Origin of the sequence: Streptomyces sp. SKN60, from assembly GCF_026236535.1 — a bacterium.
GTDB lineage: Bacteria > Actinomycetota > Actinomycetes > Streptomycetales > Streptomycetaceae > Streptomyces.
The window spans coordinates 232,804-248,686 of sequence record NZ_JAHTMW010000008.1; the positions used below are offsets into that span (position 1 = coordinate 232,804).

Here is a 15,883-nt window from a genome sequence, read left to right on the forward strand (position 1 = left end):
TCACGAAGGTACTGACATGAGCACCAACGTCCTGCGCACCGCCGACGGATGGTGGGTCGTCCATCCCCAAGCTCTCGACTCCGCTCGAGCAGGGGAGACCCCAATCCACCGGGCCATCCCTGTCGACACCAAGGCCACCACCACCGCCGAGCTGATCGCCGACCGTGACGCCGTACGGGAGGCGGCACGCTCGACCGAGGCGGGCACGCCCGTTGCCGACCTGGCCGTCCTCTCGCCGGTCACCACCCCCTGCCGGGTGGTCGCCCAGATGGTCAACTACCGGAGCCACGCCCGTGATTCGGGCTTCACGGGCGACATCCCGCCCGCCTTCTTCCGCAAGGCGTCCGGCTCGGTCAGCGGACCCGGCGACACCGTCGTACGGCCCTCGCACGTGAAGTTCCTCGACTACGAGGTCGAACTCGGGCTCGTCATGGGCGCCACCCTGCCCATCGGCACCACGGTCGACGAGCGGGACCTGCCGTCGTACGTCGCCGGGCTCGTCGTCACCAACGACGTCAGCGCGCGCGACATCCAGCTGACCAGGACGCAGTTCTACGAGAGCAAGTCCTACCCGACCTTCACACCCACCGGCCCGTACCTCGCCCTGCTGGAGCCGGAGGACTTCGCCCATCTCCTCGACCTCAGGCTGAAGCTGTCCGTCAACGGCGAGCTGCGCCAGGACCGCACCCTCGCCGACATGATCGTCCGCCCGGCGCAGGCCCTCACCCTGCTGGCCCGTTTCCAGACCCTCGACCCTGGCGACCTGCTGCTGACCGGCACGCCCGGCGGCACGGCCCTCAAGGCCCCGCCGAAGCCGGTCGAGAAGATCGGCGCGCTGCTGCCGCCCGCCATGAAGTGGAAGGCGTTCTTCAAGTCCCAGGCGAAGAACCCGCACTACCTGCACGCGGGAGACGTGATCACAGCGACGATCGCGACCCCGGACGGCCGGATCGACCTCGGCGAGCAGCGAACCTCCGTCACGGACGCGAAGTAGGGACCTGAGGTGAGCCGCACCGAACAGCAGGTACCCGTGGTGATCATCGGCGCGGGACCGGTGGGCGTGACCGCCGCCCTTCTCCTCGCCCGGCGCGGAGTGCGCGCCGTCGTCCTGGAACGCCACCGGGACGTCTACCCGCTCCCGCGCGCCGTCGCCACCGACGACGAGGTCCGCAGGATCCTCCAGGCCGCGGGCGTGGGGGAGGAGTTCGCCGCGATCGCCCGCCCGGCGAACGGGCTGCGGCTGCTGGACGCCCGGCACCGGGTGATGGCCGAGTTCCGCCGTACCGAGCACGGCCGTCACGGTTACCCGCAGACCAGCATGTTCGACCAGCCCGAGCTGGAACGACTGCTGCGCGACGCCCTCGACCGGAACCCGCGGTGCGAACTGCGCGGCGGCGTGGAGGTCACCGGTGTCGCCCCGGACACCGCCGGCCCCGTGCGCGTGACCTACCGCGACGACGACGGCGAGCACGAGCTGTGGGCCGAGGCGGTCCTCGGCTGCGACGGGGCGAACAGCCTCACCCGCGACGCCATCGGCGCCGTATGGGAGGACCTGCGCTTCGAGGAACGCTGGACCGTCGTCGACGTCCGCACGAACGCCGACGTCCGCTGCTGGGAAGGCGTCGACCAGGTCTGCGACCCACACCGCCCGGCGACCTTCATGCGCGTCGGCGAGGACCGCTACCGCTGGGAGTTCCGCCTCCGGGACGGCGACGAGCCGGTCCGCGAGCTGGTCGCCCCATGGCTGCCACCCTCCTACGACGGGGACTTCGAGGTCGTCCGCGAGACCCAGTACACCTTCCGGGCGCGCATCGCCGACCGGTGGCGCAGCGGACGGGTCTTCCTCCTCGGCGACGCCGCCCACCTCACCCCGCCGTTCATCGGACAGGGGCTGTGCGCGGGACTGCGGGACGCCTACAACCTCACCTGGAAGCTCGCCCGCGTCCTGGGGCAGGGCGGCGACGAGCGGCTCCTGGAGACGTACGAGAGCGAACGCAAGCCGCACGCCCGCCACGTCATACGGCTCGCGGTCGCGATGGGCTGGGCCATGACCGGCGGCCAGGACAGCGCCGCGGCACTGCGCCGCAGATTCCTGGCCGCGGCCTGCCGCATACCCGGCCTGACGGAGCTGGCCGGCCGCGACCTCAGCCCGCCCCTGACCGCCGGACCCCTCGTCCGACGCCGCAACCGCAGGGGCCTCGCGGGCACCCACTGCCCGCAACCATGGATGACCACCGGCGGACGGCGGACCCGCCTCGACGAGTTGCTCGGTGACTCCTTCACCATCCTGACCGCCACCGAACCCTGGCCCGCACTGAACGCCCTCGCCCACGCGCTCGGCGCCCGGACGATCCCTGTCACCGGCCTCGGCGACGACGGCACCCTCGCTGCCTGGCTGCGCGGTGGCCGGGCGGATGCCGTACTGCTGCGCCCCGACCGCGTCGTCGCGGACGTCGTGCCGGCCGGGGGCGCGGACTTCACGGACACCGCCGCCTGGGCGTCGCTCCTGCACACCACGCGCAGCCCCGACCCTTCCCCACGGACCATCGAGAAAAGCCTGCTGAGGAGCTCCACACGATGACCAGGCCGGACCCCTTCACGACCCCTGACCCCAAGGCCGTCGCGAACAGCCGCATCATGGACTTCGCCCGCCACACCGGAAGGGACGGCACCGACTACACCGCCCTGCACCGCTGGTCGGTCACCGACCTGGAAGGCTTCTGGGGCGCGGTGTGGGAGTACTTCGACATCGACTCCGACACCCCGTACGAGCAGGTGCTGGCCGAGGAGCGGATGCCCGATGCCCGCTGGTTCACCGGATCGACCCTCAACTACGCCCACCACGCCCTGCGTAACCTCGCCGCCGACGACGTGGCGATCATCGCCCTCGACGAGACCGGCTCCTGCTACGAGGTGACCGGGGGCCGCCTGCGCGCCCAGGTCGCCTCGGTGGCCGCGACCCTGCGCGAGCTGGGTGTGGGCCAGGGCGACCGGGTCGTCGGCTATCTGCCCAACACCCCTCACGCGATCGTCGCGTTCCTCGCCGCCGCGAGCCTGGGCGCCGTGTGGTCGGTCTGCGGGCAGGACTACGCGCCCCAGGCGGCCGCCGACCGCTTCGCCCAGCTCGAACCCACCGTCCTGATCGCCGCCGACGGCTACCTCTTCAACGGCACCACCCACGACCGCCGCGAGGCCGCCGGTGAGCTGGCCGCGCACCTCCCGACGTTGAAGGCGACGCTGCTGGTGGACCACGTGGGCCTGCCGTGGCCTTCGCGAGCGTTCCCGTCGCCGGTGGTGCCGTGGGAGGACGCGTCCACCCGCACTGAGGAACTCACGTGTACGCCGGTGCCGTTCGACCACCCTCTGTGGGTCGTGTTCTCCTCCGGCACCACCGGTCTGCCCAAGGGCATCGTCCACGGTCACGGCGGCGTCCTGCTGGAGCACCTGAAGACCCTCGGCCTGCACTCCGACCTCGGACCCGGCGACCGTCTGCTCTGGTACACCACGACCCACTGGATGATGTGGAACCTGGTCGCTTCCACTCTGCTGACCGGCGCCACGACCTGTACGTACGACGGCAGCCCCGCACCTTTCGCCCGGCTCGACGTCCTGTGGGAGCTCGCCGCGCGCCACCGGGTGACCGTCTTCGGCACCAGCCCCCAGTACCTGCTGGGCATGGCCAAGTACGGCATCGACCCGTCCGGGCACGACCTGTCGTCGATCCGTGTGGTCGGCTGCACCGGCTCCGCCCTGCCGGCCTCCGCCTACCCCTGGGTCCGCGACCACGTCGGCGACCATGTCCTGCTCGCGTCCATCAGCGGCGGCACGGACGTGGTGTCCGGCTTCGCGGGCAGCGCGCCCAACACGCCGGTCTGGGCGGGGGAGTTGTCCGCGCCGCACCTGGGCGTGGCATTGGCCGCGTACGACGGCGAGGGCTTCCCGGTGGTGGACCAGGTGGGCGAGCTGGTCGTCACCCGCCCGATGCCGTCGATGCCGCTGTACTTCTGGAACGACCCCGACGGCACCCGCTACCGCGACGCGTACTTCTCCTCCTACCCCGGCGTCTGGCGGCACGGCGACTGGATCACGGTCACCGGTCACGGCTCGGTGATCGTCCACGGGCGCTCCGACAGCACCCTGAACCGCAACGGCGTACGCCTGGGCAGCGCCGACATCCACGACGTCGTCGAACGCCTCCCCGAGATCACCGAGGCCCTCGTCATCGGAGCGGAGGAACCCGACGGCGGCTACTGGATGCCCCTGTTCGTGGTCCTCGCCGCCGGGGTGACCCTGGATGACGCCCTCCGCGAGAAGATCAAGGAAGCGATCCGTACCGGCGCCTCACCCCGCCACGTCCCCGACGAGATCATCGAGGTGCCGGGCATCCCGCACACCCGCACCGGCAAGAAACTCGAAGTCCCCGTCAAGCGCCTCCTTCAGGGCGCTCCGGTCGAGCAGGTCGTCAACCCGGCAGCCGTGGACGCCCCCGACCTGATCGACCACTTCGCCCGCCTGAGCACCGAACGCCGGAGGCGGCCGGCGTGACCACCGCACAGATCACCCTCGCCGTCGCGCTGTCCCTCGTCTTCCTCCCGCTGGGACTGGGGAAGATCGCCGCGGTGCCGTTCATGCGGCAGGCGGCAGCGCACCTCGGCATGTCACCGGGCCTCTACCGCGTCGTCGGCGCCCTGGAGGCGGCCGGAGCCGTCGGACTGCTCCTCGGACCGGCCTCCGCCCCGCTCGGGGTGGCCGCCGGCATCGGGCTGGCGCTTCTGATGACCGCGGCCGCGGTTGTCCACCTGCGCCACGGCGACCCGCCCGTGCGGGCCCTACCGGCCGCCGTGCTTGCCCTGACGGCGGTGGCGTACGCCGGGGCGACGGTCGCAGCCGGCTGACATCCGAAATGTGCGCCGTCACGACGCATGAGGTGGTCGATCCGGAGGGCCCGCGTCACGCCACGGTTGCCGACCCGCTCACGGATCGCTTGCAGTGCGCCGGCCGTGAGGGAGACGCGTCAGAGATCGCACGTAGCGCCCATCGTGCGCGGTCACCGCATCAGCCCCGCGCGTCTCCACCATGGGTGCTGGGCTCGGCCGATCATGCCGGTCTCCACGAGGAAGGCGATGAGCTTTTCGCCGCTCCAGAGCATCGTCTCCTTGAAATGGGGGTTGGACCTGGCCTGCCGGCGGGCGTCGGCAGGGTCGAGGCCGACAGCGCGATAGAGGGCCGGGTCCAGCAGGCACGGTACGTCCAGGGACGCCGCCAGGGCGGTCAGGTGGCGGTGGAAGGCGCGGCGGGGCGGTGAGGCGTGTGCCACCGCGTGGCGTAGTTCGGTGCGGGCGAAGCTCACGTGGCGGGCCTCTTCGATCACGTGGATCTGGCAGATCCGCCGGATCAGGGGCTGAACGCGCTCGTCCCGAGCGATCTCCCGCTGGAACCGGTCCAGCAGCTCCTCGGTCACCAGCGTGAGGGCGAAGGTGGTGAGGTCCTGGAATGCCAGGCTGCCCGCGGTGAACACATGACGGAGGTACGCCGGCGGGCCGTACTCGGGGCAGTCCAGCTTGCGGTGCAGCATCCCGAACATGGTGACGTGCCGGGTTTCGTCGCCCATCTCCTTGAGGGCGTAGTGAGTTCGTGGATCTTTGAGATCTCGTGACGTGAGGTACCGGGCGAGCATTTGGATCAGGCACAGTTCGAGCCAGCTTCCCACTCCGGCGAGACTGGCGAATTCATGCCGTGACAGTTCGATCCTCTGCCGCTGGTCCATTTTCTCCCACAGCGGTGTCCCGTACAGGGACAGTCGCTCGGGTACGCAGAACCATGCGTCTTCCTCCAGCGGAGCTTCCCAGTCGATGTCCGTGGCGGGATCGAATGAGCGTGCGGCGGAGGTCTTCAGCAAGCGCCGTGCGACAGATTCCGGAGTCTGGGCCTGCGGCAGGGAATGGTGGGTCATGGGGCGTCACTCCTTCGGAGGTCCGTTGCTTCAGTGGTGGGGCATTGCAGGCGGGGAATCCATGGCTTGAGAGGGGGCGGGGTGTGGGATGCGCTGTGGCTGCTTTCGCCGACGCGCCGGTCCGCTGTCACGTCTGCATTCCGAATGCTTGGCAGAGTGAATGCCGCACGAAAACACGGTGATCACCGCCCATGAAGGTGTCGAGGAGGCCCGCTATGCAGCGCAGCGTCATGGTCACAGGGGCGACGAGCGGGCTTGGTCTGGCCACCGCGCTGCGACTGGCCTCCGCCGGATACGAGGTCATCGCCACCGCGCGCAGCGACCAGCAGGCGGACCGGTTGCGTGCTGCCGCTGCCGAGCGGGGCGTTCGCCTGAGCGTGGTGCTGTTGGACGTGGCCGACGCCTCGGCCTGTCGGCATGTGGTGGACCAGGTCGCCGAAGAAGGCGGTGGCGTTCCGTGGGCCCTCGTCAACAACGCGGGAATCCCGCTGGCCGGGGCGGTCGAGGACATCGACGACGAGGCGGTACGCCATCTGCTGGAGGTCAACGTGCTGGCTCCCGCGAGGCTTGCCAGACTCCTCCTCCCGGCCATGCGTCGCCGGGGCGGCGGTCGCATCGTCAACATCTCCTCTCTCGGGGGCCGGATCACCGCGCCGGGCATGGGGTGGTACTGCGCGGGCAAGGCTGCGCTGGGGGCTGTCAACGACGCGCTGCGGATGGAAGCTTCGCCCGCCGGCGTGCAGGTGGTGCTCATCGAGGGCGGCGGATACGCGAGCAACATCTGGAACAAGGCTGCCGACGGCCTGCGGGAGTTGGCGACGGACGGGCGGTCGCCGTTCGCCGGCATGTACCAGGCTGCCGAGGCACCGCTGCGTGCGGGTGGTGCCATGCTCCCGGCGCCCGAGCCGGTGGCTCGGGCGGTCGAGCGCGCTCTGGGAGCGGCCCGTCCCCGGGCCCGGTACGTGATCGGGGCGCGGACGCGGGTGCGTATGGTCGCCGATGCGCTGGTTCCGCATCGGGTGAGTGATCACGTCAAGCGGGTCGCGTTGGGAACGGTCGGTTCTCACGAGTGGGTGGAGTACGTCGCGCGCCGGTGGTGCCGGCCGTGGTGACGCCCGTCGGCGTACGCGACGGAGTGCTCGGCTCCCCTTGTGGTCACGGCAGAAGGCCCGTTCTGCGCCACCAGTGCCGCTGCAGGCGGCCGATCATCCCGGCCTGCGCCAGGAAGGCGGTGAGTTTCTCACCGCTCCAGCGGAGCGTCTGGCGGTAGTGCGGGTTGCCGCGGGCCTCACGGCGGGCGCGGGCGGGGTCGAGGCCGACTGCCGAATAGACGTCGGGGTGGATCCGCTGGGCCAGGGCGACGTAGGCGGACACGGCGGTGAGTTCCCTCTGAAGGGCCAGGTGCGGGCGGGAGGCGCGGGCCGCGGTGTGCAGTAGTTCGGTTCGGGCGAAGCTGACGTGGCGGGCCTCTTCGGTCACGTGCAGGCGGCATACCTCCCGAACCAGCGGTTGCACGCGCTCGTCCCGCACGATCTCGCGCTGCAAGCGGTCGTTGACTTCTTCGATCACCAGCGCCAGAGCGAAGACACTGAGTTCGCTGTACAGGGTGCCGGCGAAGGTGAACAGCCGTTGCACGACGGCGGAGGGTGTGTACGGGGAGCACCCCATGGCGTGGATCATCCGGCCGAACATCACGCAGTGCCGGGTCTCGTCCGCCACTTCGGTCAGGGCGTAGGTGCTGCGGCTGTCGCCGAAATTTCCGGACGAGGCCATGTGCCGTGCCAGCAGTTGCATCAGGCACAGTTCGGTCCAGATCCCCGCGCTCATGAAGCTGGCCATTTCGTGCCGGGACAGTTCGACCCGCTGCTGCTGGTCCATCTCCTCCCACAGCGGCGTCCCGTACAGCGACAGGCGTTCGGGGCGGCAGAACCAGACGTCGTCCGGCACCGGAGTGTCCCAGTCGATGGGGTCGGCGGGCGCCGGACCGGGCGAGGCGCGCAGCAGGCGCTGCGCGACGCCGGCGGGGTCCTGGGTCCGCGGCGGAGGGCGATGTGTCATGAGCGGCTCCGCTCCTTCGGTCGGTGGGCAGGGGATCGCCCGGGTGCCGCGGGCGGTCAGGCCGAGGCATCTGGCCGAGGGGCCTGTTGAAAGGTTTGCGGAACCTCGGGACGCTGGACGGCGGGGCGCGTCAGCGGCGTTGACCGGGGCCGCTGGGGACACCGGGTGATCCGGCAGCCGGGCAGCTCATATATACACGAATCAATCGCTTCGAAAAGATGTCTGCACCTTCCGGGTGAACTCATTCTCGCGACTTCCGTGCCGAGTGTCGCATTCCATCGGTTGACGACCAATTGCTAGCTTTTCGTGGGTGAGTGACCTCAGGGCATGCCTCGTCGGTGTGGCCGCATACCTGCCCGAACGGTGGGTCGCGATGGCCGAGCGAGAATCTCAGATCGCGGCCGCGAGCAATGGTTTCGTTCCGCCGCCCGGGCTGCTGTCGCAGTTGACGGGGGTTCAGGGCATCCATGTGATCGGTGACGACCAGCAGGCCTCCGACCTCGCGGCGAACGCGGCACGTAAACTGCTGGCCGACTGCGGTGCCGGGCCCGACGACGTCGATCTGATGATTTTCGCGGCGGCGAGCCAGGACCTGGCGGAGCCGGCGACATCCCACATTGTCGCCGCGGAACTGGGGCTCGGCTGCCCGGTGTTCGATGTGAAGAACGCCTGCAACAGTGTTCTCAACGCCATTGAAATCACTCATGGATTGATCTCCTCGCGGCAATACCGCAGGGTGCTGATCACGTGCGGGGAGGCGCCGTCCCTGTACGCGCGGCTGCGGGTCCCCGATGCCGCCGCCTTCGCTCGTTCCTTCCCTTCCTACGGGTTCTCCGACGCCGGTGCCGCCATGCTGTGGGAGGCCGGAGAAGTCACCGGAAGCCCCTCACGGGCCCGCGGCGTGCTCGGTGCGCGCTTCTCGGCCGAATCGGCCCTCTGGCCGTGTGCCACCGTCGTGCACGGCGGGACCCGTTCCGTGCGGTCGGCTGCCGCGGAGGACGCCTACTTCCAGATGGAGAGCACCCGCATGCGCGAGAGTCTGCGCCTGTTGTGCCGCTCCCACCTGCCACCGCTGCTCGACGAACTCGGCCTGGAAGTCGCCGACTTCGCCTTCATCGGTGTGCACCAGGTCTCCCTCGGCGACCTCGACGACTTGTGCGCCGCGGGCTTCGGAATCCCTCGGGAGAAGCTGGTCATCACTCTTCCCCGTCATGGCAATGTCGCCTCGGCGTCGTTGCCGCTGCAGCTCGCCACAGCCATGGACCGGGGACTCGCAGCGCCCGGGGACCTGGTGGCGCTGATCGGCCTGGCCGCGGGCAGCAGCGCCGGCCTGGTGGTGATCCGGCTGTGAAAGTCCTTCCCGCCCACGACCATCGATGGGGGAACAGTCGATGACTTCCCTGTACGAACCGATCAAGAGCGTCGTCGCGCGCCACTTCAACATTCCCGAGGACACCATCACGCCCGAAAGCACGCTCGAGGACCTGGGTATGGACTCGTTGGCAGTGGTGGAACTCATGTGCATCCTGCAGGACGACATGGGCCTGCGGGTACCGGAACCCGAGCATCTGAAGTCCCTCCAGGCCACTTTCCGCGAGGCCGTGGCCGCCGTCGAACGCGCGCAGCAGCCTGCGGCGGCACTGCCGGCGGCCACCGGCGCTCCGGTGCGTCCCGCATGAGTCGACGCGACATCGCTGTGACCGGCGTCGGACTCCTCACCTCGGCCGGGACCGACGCCGTCACGAGTTGGCGGGGAGTGTGCTCCGGTGAATCCCCGGCCGCCGTCGACCCGGATCTGGGCGACGTACCCGTTCCCCTCAGCTGTCGGGTCCCGGATTTCGACGCCGCAGCCTTGCTCGGCCGTGCTGTGTGGCGCACCGACCGCTTCGTCCACCTGGCGCTCGCCGCCGCGTACCAGGCGGTCACGGATGCGGGCCTGGACACCACCACCTGGGACGGTGCCCGCGTCGGAGTCGTCGTCGGAGTGGGTACGGAGAGCAAGGAAACCAGCGTTACGGCGCTGCGCAAGTACACCGAGCACCAATACGCGACGCTCTCCCCCCTCACCGTGCCCCGCTCGACGGTGAATGCCGCGGCCGCCGAGATCTGCATCGCGCTGGGAGCGCGGGGACCGAGCATGGCCGTCACCACGGCCTGTGCCTCCGGGGCCACAGCTCTGGGCACCGCCCGCGACCTGCTGCTGGCCGACCGGTGCGACATCGTCCTCGCCGGTGGCGCGGAGGCGCCCTGCCACCCGCTCACCTCGCTGTCCTTCTCCCAGATGGGCGCGTTGTCGACACGTGTGCACGACCCGCAAGGTGCCAGCCGCCCCTTCGAACGCGACCGTGACGGATTCGTCCTCGCCGAGGGCGCGGGCGTACTCGTACTCGAGCGGGCGAGCGACGCGCGGGCCCGCCGCGCCCGGCCGCACGCCTACTTCTGCGGATACGGCTCTTCCACCGACGCCCATCACTACGCCGCCGCCCATCCCGCGGGCGCCGGCTTCGAGCGGGCCTTCACCGCGGCGCTGGCCGACGCCGGTCTGCACGAGACCGACATCGGCCATGTCAACGCCCATGGCACGGCCACTCCCATGAACGACCAGATCGAAGCCGCCACGCTCCACCGCCTCTTCAACGGCCATCCGCCCCCCGTCACTTCCACCAAGGGCGTCACGGGCCACACCCTCGGCGCGGCAGGGGCCATCGAAGCGGTGCTCGCCACCCTGACCCTGCGGCACCAGACGATTCCGCCCACGGCCAACCTCGACGTACTCGACCCGGCGATCGACCTCGACGTCGTCGCCAAGGAACCTCGTCCGCACCGTATGCAGGCAGTGATCAGCAACTCGTTCGGCTTCGGCGGGCACAACGCCGTACTCGTCCTTCGCCAGGCGTAGGCCGTCCCGAGCCCACCTGCTCCCACACGGCAGTGCGCCGACCGCGGAGCCCGTACCGGAGTAGGAACCGTCGTGGCCTACCGGACTTCCCCCGCACTGTCGCCCGCCGTGGAGACGCCCAGCGGCCCGGCCGACACACCCGCCCCGGGGACACCGGGCACGGCTGGCCTCGGACCGGCCGGCGGCCTTGCGCCCCGGCCCGACGCACGTCGCTGGACCCGCGTGTCCAGCCTGCGCCTGGCCACCGGTGCGGGTGTGGAGGCGGGACGGCTCTTGTGGTGGACGTCCTGTTTCATGCTGCGATGGGTCCTGGACCGTGCCCTCCACCCCGGCCGCCCGGATGCGCGCCGACGTCTCGCCGCCCTGCTGCGCAGTTACCTGCTGCGTATGGGGCCTCTGTACATGAAGGCGGGGCAGATCCTGGGCACGCAGTCCGGGATCCTTTCCGCTGCGGCGGCCGGGGAGTTCCGGGCCTTCTTCTCCGACCTTCCGCCCATGCCGGATGCGGCTCTGCGCAAAGCGATCGACCGCGGGCTTCCCGTTCCCGTCGCAGCGGCTTTCGAGTCCTTCGACTGGCAACCGGTCGCCGTCGGATGTGTCGCCCAGGTGCACCGCGCCGTACTCGACTGCGGTACCGACGTCGCCGTGAAGGTCGTCAAGAGCGGCGTCAGGCAACGGCTGGAGGCCGGCACGCGAGCCCTGAACGTGCTTCTCGTCGTCGCGCACGCACTGTGCCCCCCGGTGCGTCGATACGACCTTCCCGGTCATTTCGCCGAGTTGCGGCCCCTCCTGGCGGGCCAGTGCGACATGCGTCAGGAAGCCGCCCGGCAGAAGGAGGTGGCATGGAACTTCCGTGACCATCCGTTCCTGCACATTCCCAGCATTTTCGACGAGTTGTGCACGGGCGATGTCCTGGTCATGGAATACGTCGACGGCGTCCCCGGGATGAACCCGTCCCAGGTCGGCCACTCCCGGTCGTCCCTGGCACGCCGTCTCCAGGACGTCTTCTACAGCATGGTGTTCTTCCACGGACGGTTCCACGTCGACCCGCACCCCGGAAACATCCTGTTCCGCCCCGACGGCCGGATCGTCCTGCTCGATTTCGGTCTGGTGGGAACCCTGTCCGCAGACGACAAGTGGAGCCTGTCTGCCTTCTACTACGCGTGCATCCGCGGGCAGTGGGAGGCGGCTACGGAGCGCTTCGTCCGCACCTTCGTGGCCAACCCCGACGTGCTGCTGCCGCGCCATGAGGAGTACGCGGAGGCCCTGGCCGCCATTCTGCGTCACCATTTCCAAGCGGAGACATCACGCTGGTCCACCATGGCGTTCTTCGACGACGCCACCCGCCTGCTGTACGGCTACGGCGCCCGTGCCTCCACCCGGTTCTCGCTGCTGTCACTGTCCCTGCTCACGGGCGAGGGGTTCGTGACGCAGACCGATCCGGACATCGACCTCTACCGGAACGCCCGGCGCTTCACCGACCTCTTCTCGCCCTATATGAGCGATGACGTGCGCGAAAGGTTCGAGCGCGAGATCGGCGGCCTGAGCCCCCGTTCCCTGGCGGCCCGGCACGACGCGGCCGGCTACCTGGTCGCCCCCACTCACCTGGATCGCTACGGCCTGCCCAGCGCCTTCCCCCTCGTCGTCGCGAAGGCGTCAGGCGCCCGCATTCACGACCTCGACGGAAACGAGTACATCGACCTCTCGTGCGGGTACGGGCCGCACATCCTCGGTTACGGCCATCACGGCACGGTCCAGGCCGTCCAGGAAGCCGTCGCCCGGGGCGCGGTCAATGCTCTGGGGAACCCGGCGGAGTTGCGGCTGGCGGAGCTCATCGCCCAGGCGTTCGGCACAGGCACGAAAGTCATCCTGGGCAATTCGGGAACAGAGGCCGTCCAGATGGCGCTGCGCATGGCCCGCGCGTACACGGGCCGGCAACGCGTGGCCAAGTTCGAAGGTCACTACCACGGATTCTCCGACCAGAGCCTGGTGAGTTCCCTGTTCCGCTACAGCGGCGACGCCCGGTGCCCGAACCCGGTCGCGAACTCGGCCGGCATGCAACGCACGCTGGTGCAGGACACACTCGTCCTGCAATACGGCGACCCGGCCTCGCTCGACCGAATCGCCGCCCATGCGAAGACGCTGGCCTGCGTCATCCTCGAACCCATGCCCGTGACGACGGCAGCGTTCGACCGCTCCTTCCTGCGGCAACTCCGGGATGTCTGCGCGCGCGAGAACGTCCTGGTGATCTACGACGAGGTGATCACCGGCTTCCGCGTGCACTACGGAGGCGCCCAGCGCCTCGCCGGCGTCCGTCCGGACCTGACCTGTCTCGGCAAGATCATCGGCGGTGGCCTGCCGTGCGGAGCCGTCGCCGGACGACCCGACGTCATCGACATCGCGCGCACCACCGGCGACCCTTATGTCGACATCGAGACCCGGGCCTTCGTCGGCGGAACGATGAGCGGAAACTCCGTCACCGCCGCAGCGGGTGCCGCCGTACTCGCTCACCTGAGCACGCACCCCGGTATCTACGGCGATCTCCAGCGCAAGACGGAGTGGCTGGCACAGAACCTGACCGCACATGCAGCCGACATCGGAATCCCCTGCAAGGTCACAGCCGCACACTCGATCTTCTCCATCACCTTCGACCACGCCACCCCTCAACTCATCAGAGACCGGCTGACCGGGTCGAACTTCAAAGCGAATCTCGCGCTCTCCTACTACATGCGCAAGCAGGGGGTCTACGTGCCCGAACTGCACACGATGATGCTCAGCGCCGCCCATACGATGGACGACCTCCAGCAGGTTTCCCGCGCATTCGCGCGCAGCATCGAGGAAATGAACGACGACGGTTTCTTCACCACTTGAGGAACGAGACGTTGTCCCCGGCAGAGCCTCGTGCTCGCAGACCGGGCATATCAGGGCGTCGGCGCCACCGGGCCGGCTTCTTCAGTCACTTGGCGGGGGTCCACCCGCCGATCGCCGGATGGCCCACGGAGCGCCCGAGGTTCCAGGCTGGGGGCATGACCCGTCGTACTCAAGCGGGCCGACGCCGCCCCCACCGCTGACCATGTGCGGGGCAGACCACATGGGAAAAGGAATCTTGTGAACACCGCATCCGCCTCGGAGGCGACGGGTGCCGAGTCCCTGCGCGTCCGCGAGACGCTCCAGGCGCTGTACGGACATGTCCGCCCGCATCGCTGGACCGTCGTACTCGGTCTGCTGCTGGCGCTGGCGGGGGCCGCCGGCGGACTGCTCCAGCCGCTGGCCACGAAGGCGCTGGTCGACCGGCTCTCTTCCGGTGGCACGATCGCCGCCGTTCTGCTGGCCCTGACCGTACTGGTGCTGCTGAGCACGGTGGCCGAGGCCTTCGGCGCCTACGTCCTGGAGCGGACGGCCGAGTCGGTGGTCCTGGCCGCCCGCCGCGGCCTCATCGGCCGGCTGCTGCGACTGCGGCTCTCGGCGGTGGACCGGATGCAGCCGGGAGATCTGATGTCACGGGTCACCTCCGACACCACGCTCCTGCGCGCCGTCAGCACCCAGGCGGTGGTCAACGCCGCGACCGGGGCGCTCACGCTGATCGCGGCGGTCGTGGTGATGGCCTTCCTGGACGCCGTCCTGCTCGGCGTGACCCTCGTCGTGGTCCTGGTCGTCGGCGCGGGCGCCGCCCTGGTGATGCCGAAGATCGGGCAGGCCGCCGAGCGCTCCCAGGCCGCGGTCGGGGAGATGTCCACCGGCCTGGAGCGGGTCTTCGGCGCGTTCCGCACGGTGAAGGCGTCCGGTGCCGAGGAGCGGGAGACCGCCCGCGTCGAGGCGTCGGCCAGACGGGCGTGGCGCCACGGCGTGCGCGGCGCGAAATGGGAGGCCCTGCTGGGAACGGCGGACAACCTCGCTGTCGAGTTGGCGTTCCTCGTGGTGCTCGCGGTCGGCGGGGCGCGGGTGGCCGCCGGGGACATCCCCGTCTCCACGCTCATCGCCTTCCTGCTGTACCTGTTCTACCTGATGGAGCCGGTGTACAAGCTGGTCGAGGCCGCCTCCGCGTACCAGGAGGGCGCGGCCGCGATCTCCCGGATCAAGGAGGTGGACCGTCTTGTTGCGGAGCCGCCGGCCACGTACAAGCCGGTGCGGACAGCGGTGCGTCCGGCGTCGGTCCGCTTCGAGGACGTGTCCTTCCGCTACGGGCCCGGGCTGCCGTACATCCACCAGCGGGTGGACTTCGACGTGCCGGGCGCCGGGATGACCGCGTTCGTCGGCCCCTCGGGTGCGGGCAAGTCGACGGTCTTCTCGCTCATCGAGCGGTTCTACGAGACGACCGGCGGGCGCATCCTGGTCGACGGCACGGACATACGGCAGTGGCCGCTGTCCGAACTGCGGTCCGTCATCGGGTACGTGGAGCAGGACGCTCCGGTCCTGGCCGGCACGCTGCGGGAGAACCTGGTCCACAGCGCGCCCGGCGCGACGGACGAAGACGTCCGCGACGTCCTCGCGCGGACGCGCCTCGACACCCTCGTCGACCGTCTCCCGTACGGCCTGGACACCCTGGTCGGGCACCGCGGCTCGAAGCTGTCCGGCGGCGAACGCCAGCGCGTCGCGATCGCCCGCGCAGTGCTGCGCAGACCTCGGCTGCTGCTCCTGGACGAGGCGACCTCGCAACTCGACGCCGTCAACGAGCTGGCACTGCGGGACGTCATCGCCGAGACGGCACGCGAGACCACCGTCCTGGTGGTGGCACACCGCCTGTCCACGGTGACGGGCGCCGACCGCATCGTGGTCATGGACGCCGGCCGGGTCCGCGCGATCGGTACCCACGAGGAACTGGTGGACCGGGACGAGCTGTACGCACAGCTCGCCGCGACCCAGCTTCTGCTCCCGGCCGGGCCTTCCGGCAGGTGAGGGGAGTCCCCCAGGGCTGCTGCACGACCGCGGCCGGTTCACGCCCACGGCCAGGGCCTTCGCGGCGCACGGCACGG

At 69.9% G+C, this 15,883-nt stretch carries 12 protein-coding genes; 10 read left to right on the plus strand and 2 right to left on the minus strand.

From position 1 onward, the window contains the following. Positions 1 to 16: 16 nt before the first annotated feature. The 4 genes from KV205_RS15885 to KV205_RS15900 are packed head-to-tail and all read left to right on the plus strand — an operon-like array spanning position 17 to position 4,895. Positions 17 to 994, plus strand: coding sequence for a fumarylacetoacetate hydrolase family protein (locus KV205_RS15885; RefSeq protein ID WP_265865005.1), 978 nt, complete (start codon positions 17 to 19; stop codon positions 992 to 994). Between the two features lie 9 nt (positions 995 to 1,003). Next, positions 1,004 to 2,581: a bifunctional 3-(3-hydroxy-phenyl)propionate/3-hydroxycinnamic acid hydroxylase gene (locus tag KV205_RS15890; protein WP_265865006.1), complete on the plus strand. Its 1,578-nt coding sequence runs from the start codon at positions 1,004 to 1,006 to the stop codon at positions 2,579 to 2,581. After that, complete coding sequence (locus KV205_RS15895; RefSeq protein ID WP_265865007.1) at positions 2,578 to 4,545, plus strand: acetoacetate--CoA ligase; 1,968 nt, start codon at positions 2,578 to 2,580, stop codon at positions 4,543 to 4,545. Before KV205_RS15890 ends, KV205_RS15895 begins: the two co-directional genes overlap by 4 nt. After that, the gene (locus tag KV205_RS15900; protein ID WP_265865008.1) at positions 4,542 to 4,895 is read left to right on the plus strand and encodes a DoxX family protein; all 354 of its coding nucleotides are present in this window, start codon (positions 4,542 to 4,544) and stop codon (positions 4,893 to 4,895) included. Before KV205_RS15895 ends, KV205_RS15900 begins: the two co-directional genes overlap by 4 nt. A 152-nt stretch (positions 4,896 to 5,047) precedes the next feature. Here KV205_RS15900 and KV205_RS15905 read toward each other — a convergent pair whose 3' ends face one another. Beyond that, entirely contained in the window at positions 5,048 to 5,953 is a 906-nt protein-coding gene (locus tag KV205_RS15905; protein ID WP_265865009.1) for a diiron oxygenase, read from the minus strand. Between the two features lie 215 nt (positions 5,954 to 6,168). On the opposite strand from KV205_RS15905, the gene KV205_RS15910 reads away from it, so the two are divergent. After that, positions 6,169 to 7,065, plus strand: a complete 897-nt coding sequence (locus tag KV205_RS15910; protein WP_265865010.1) for an SDR family oxidoreductase — start codon at positions 6,169 to 6,171, stop codon at positions 7,063 to 7,065. A 43-nt stretch (positions 7,066 to 7,108) separates the two neighbouring features. On the opposite strand, the gene KV205_RS15915 is transcribed toward KV205_RS15910, so the two are convergent. Further along, a complete protein-coding gene (locus tag KV205_RS15915; RefSeq protein ID WP_265865011.1) occupies positions 7,109 to 8,011 on the minus strand; it encodes a diiron oxygenase in 903 nt (300 codons plus the stop codon). A 310-nt stretch (positions 8,012 to 8,321) separates the two neighbouring features. Here KV205_RS15915 and KV205_RS15920 point away from each other — a divergent pair, with 310 nt between their 5' ends. The 5 genes from KV205_RS15920 (at position 8,322) to KV205_RS15940 (ending at position 15,806) form a co-directional block, all read left to right on the plus strand. Next, complete coding sequence (locus KV205_RS15920) at positions 8,322 to 9,362, plus strand: 3-oxoacyl-[acyl-carrier-protein] synthase III C-terminal domain-containing protein (RefSeq protein WP_265865012.1); 1,041 nt, start codon at positions 8,322 to 8,324, stop codon at positions 9,360 to 9,362. Positions 9,363 to 9,402: 40 nt separating this feature from the next. Continuing rightward, complete coding sequence (locus KV205_RS15925; protein ID WP_265865013.1) at positions 9,403 to 9,690, plus strand: acyl carrier protein; 288 nt, start codon at positions 9,403 to 9,405, stop codon at positions 9,688 to 9,690. Next, positions 9,687 to 10,910 carry a beta-ketoacyl synthase gene (locus KV205_RS15930; protein ID WP_265865014.1) on the plus strand — a complete coding sequence of 408 codons (1,224 nt, stop codon included), beginning with the start codon at positions 9,687 to 9,689 and terminating at the stop codon, positions 10,908 to 10,910. The genes KV205_RS15925 and KV205_RS15930 overlap by 4 nt, the downstream gene beginning before the upstream one ends. A 222-nt stretch (positions 10,911 to 11,132) precedes the next feature. After that, complete coding sequence (locus tag KV205_RS15935; RefSeq protein ID WP_265865015.1) at positions 11,133 to 13,781, plus strand: aminotransferase class III-fold pyridoxal phosphate-dependent enzyme; 2,649 nt, start codon at positions 11,133 to 11,135, stop codon at positions 13,779 to 13,781. Between the two features lie 237 nt (positions 13,782 to 14,018). Then, complete coding sequence (locus tag KV205_RS15940) at positions 14,019 to 15,806, plus strand: ABC transporter ATP-binding protein (protein ID WP_265865016.1); 1,788 nt, start codon at positions 14,019 to 14,021, stop codon at positions 15,804 to 15,806. The last annotated feature ends 77 nt before the right edge of the window (positions 15,807 to 15,883 follow it).

What these genes read in the sequence shown, in the direction of transcription:
- KV205_RS15885 (WP_265865005.1), top strand. Translation starts at nt 17, where the DNA reads ATGAGCACCAACGTCCTGCGCACCGCCGACGGATGGTGGGTCGTCCAT.
- KV205_RS15895 (WP_265865007.1), top strand. Translation starts at nt 2,578, where the DNA reads ATGACCAGGCCGGACCCCTTCACGACCCCTGACCCCAAGGCCGTCGCG.
- KV205_RS15905 (WP_265865009.1), bottom strand. Translation starts at nt 5,953, where the DNA reads ATGACCCACCATTCCCTGCCGCAGGCCCAGACTCCGGAATCTGTCGCA.
- KV205_RS15910 (WP_265865010.1), top strand. Translation starts at nt 6,169, where the DNA reads ATGCAGCGCAGCGTCATGGTCACAGGGGCGACGAGCGGGCTTGGTCTG.
- KV205_RS15915 (WP_265865011.1), bottom strand. Translation starts at nt 8,011, where the DNA reads ATGACACATCGCCCTCCGCCGCGGACCCAGGACCCCGCCGGCGTCGCG.
- KV205_RS15925 (WP_265865013.1), top strand. Translation starts at nt 9,403, where the DNA reads ATGACTTCCCTGTACGAACCGATCAAGAGCGTCGTCGCGCGCCACTTC.
- KV205_RS15930 (WP_265865014.1), top strand. Translation starts at nt 9,687, where the DNA reads ATGAGTCGACGCGACATCGCTGTGACCGGCGTCGGACTCCTCACCTCG.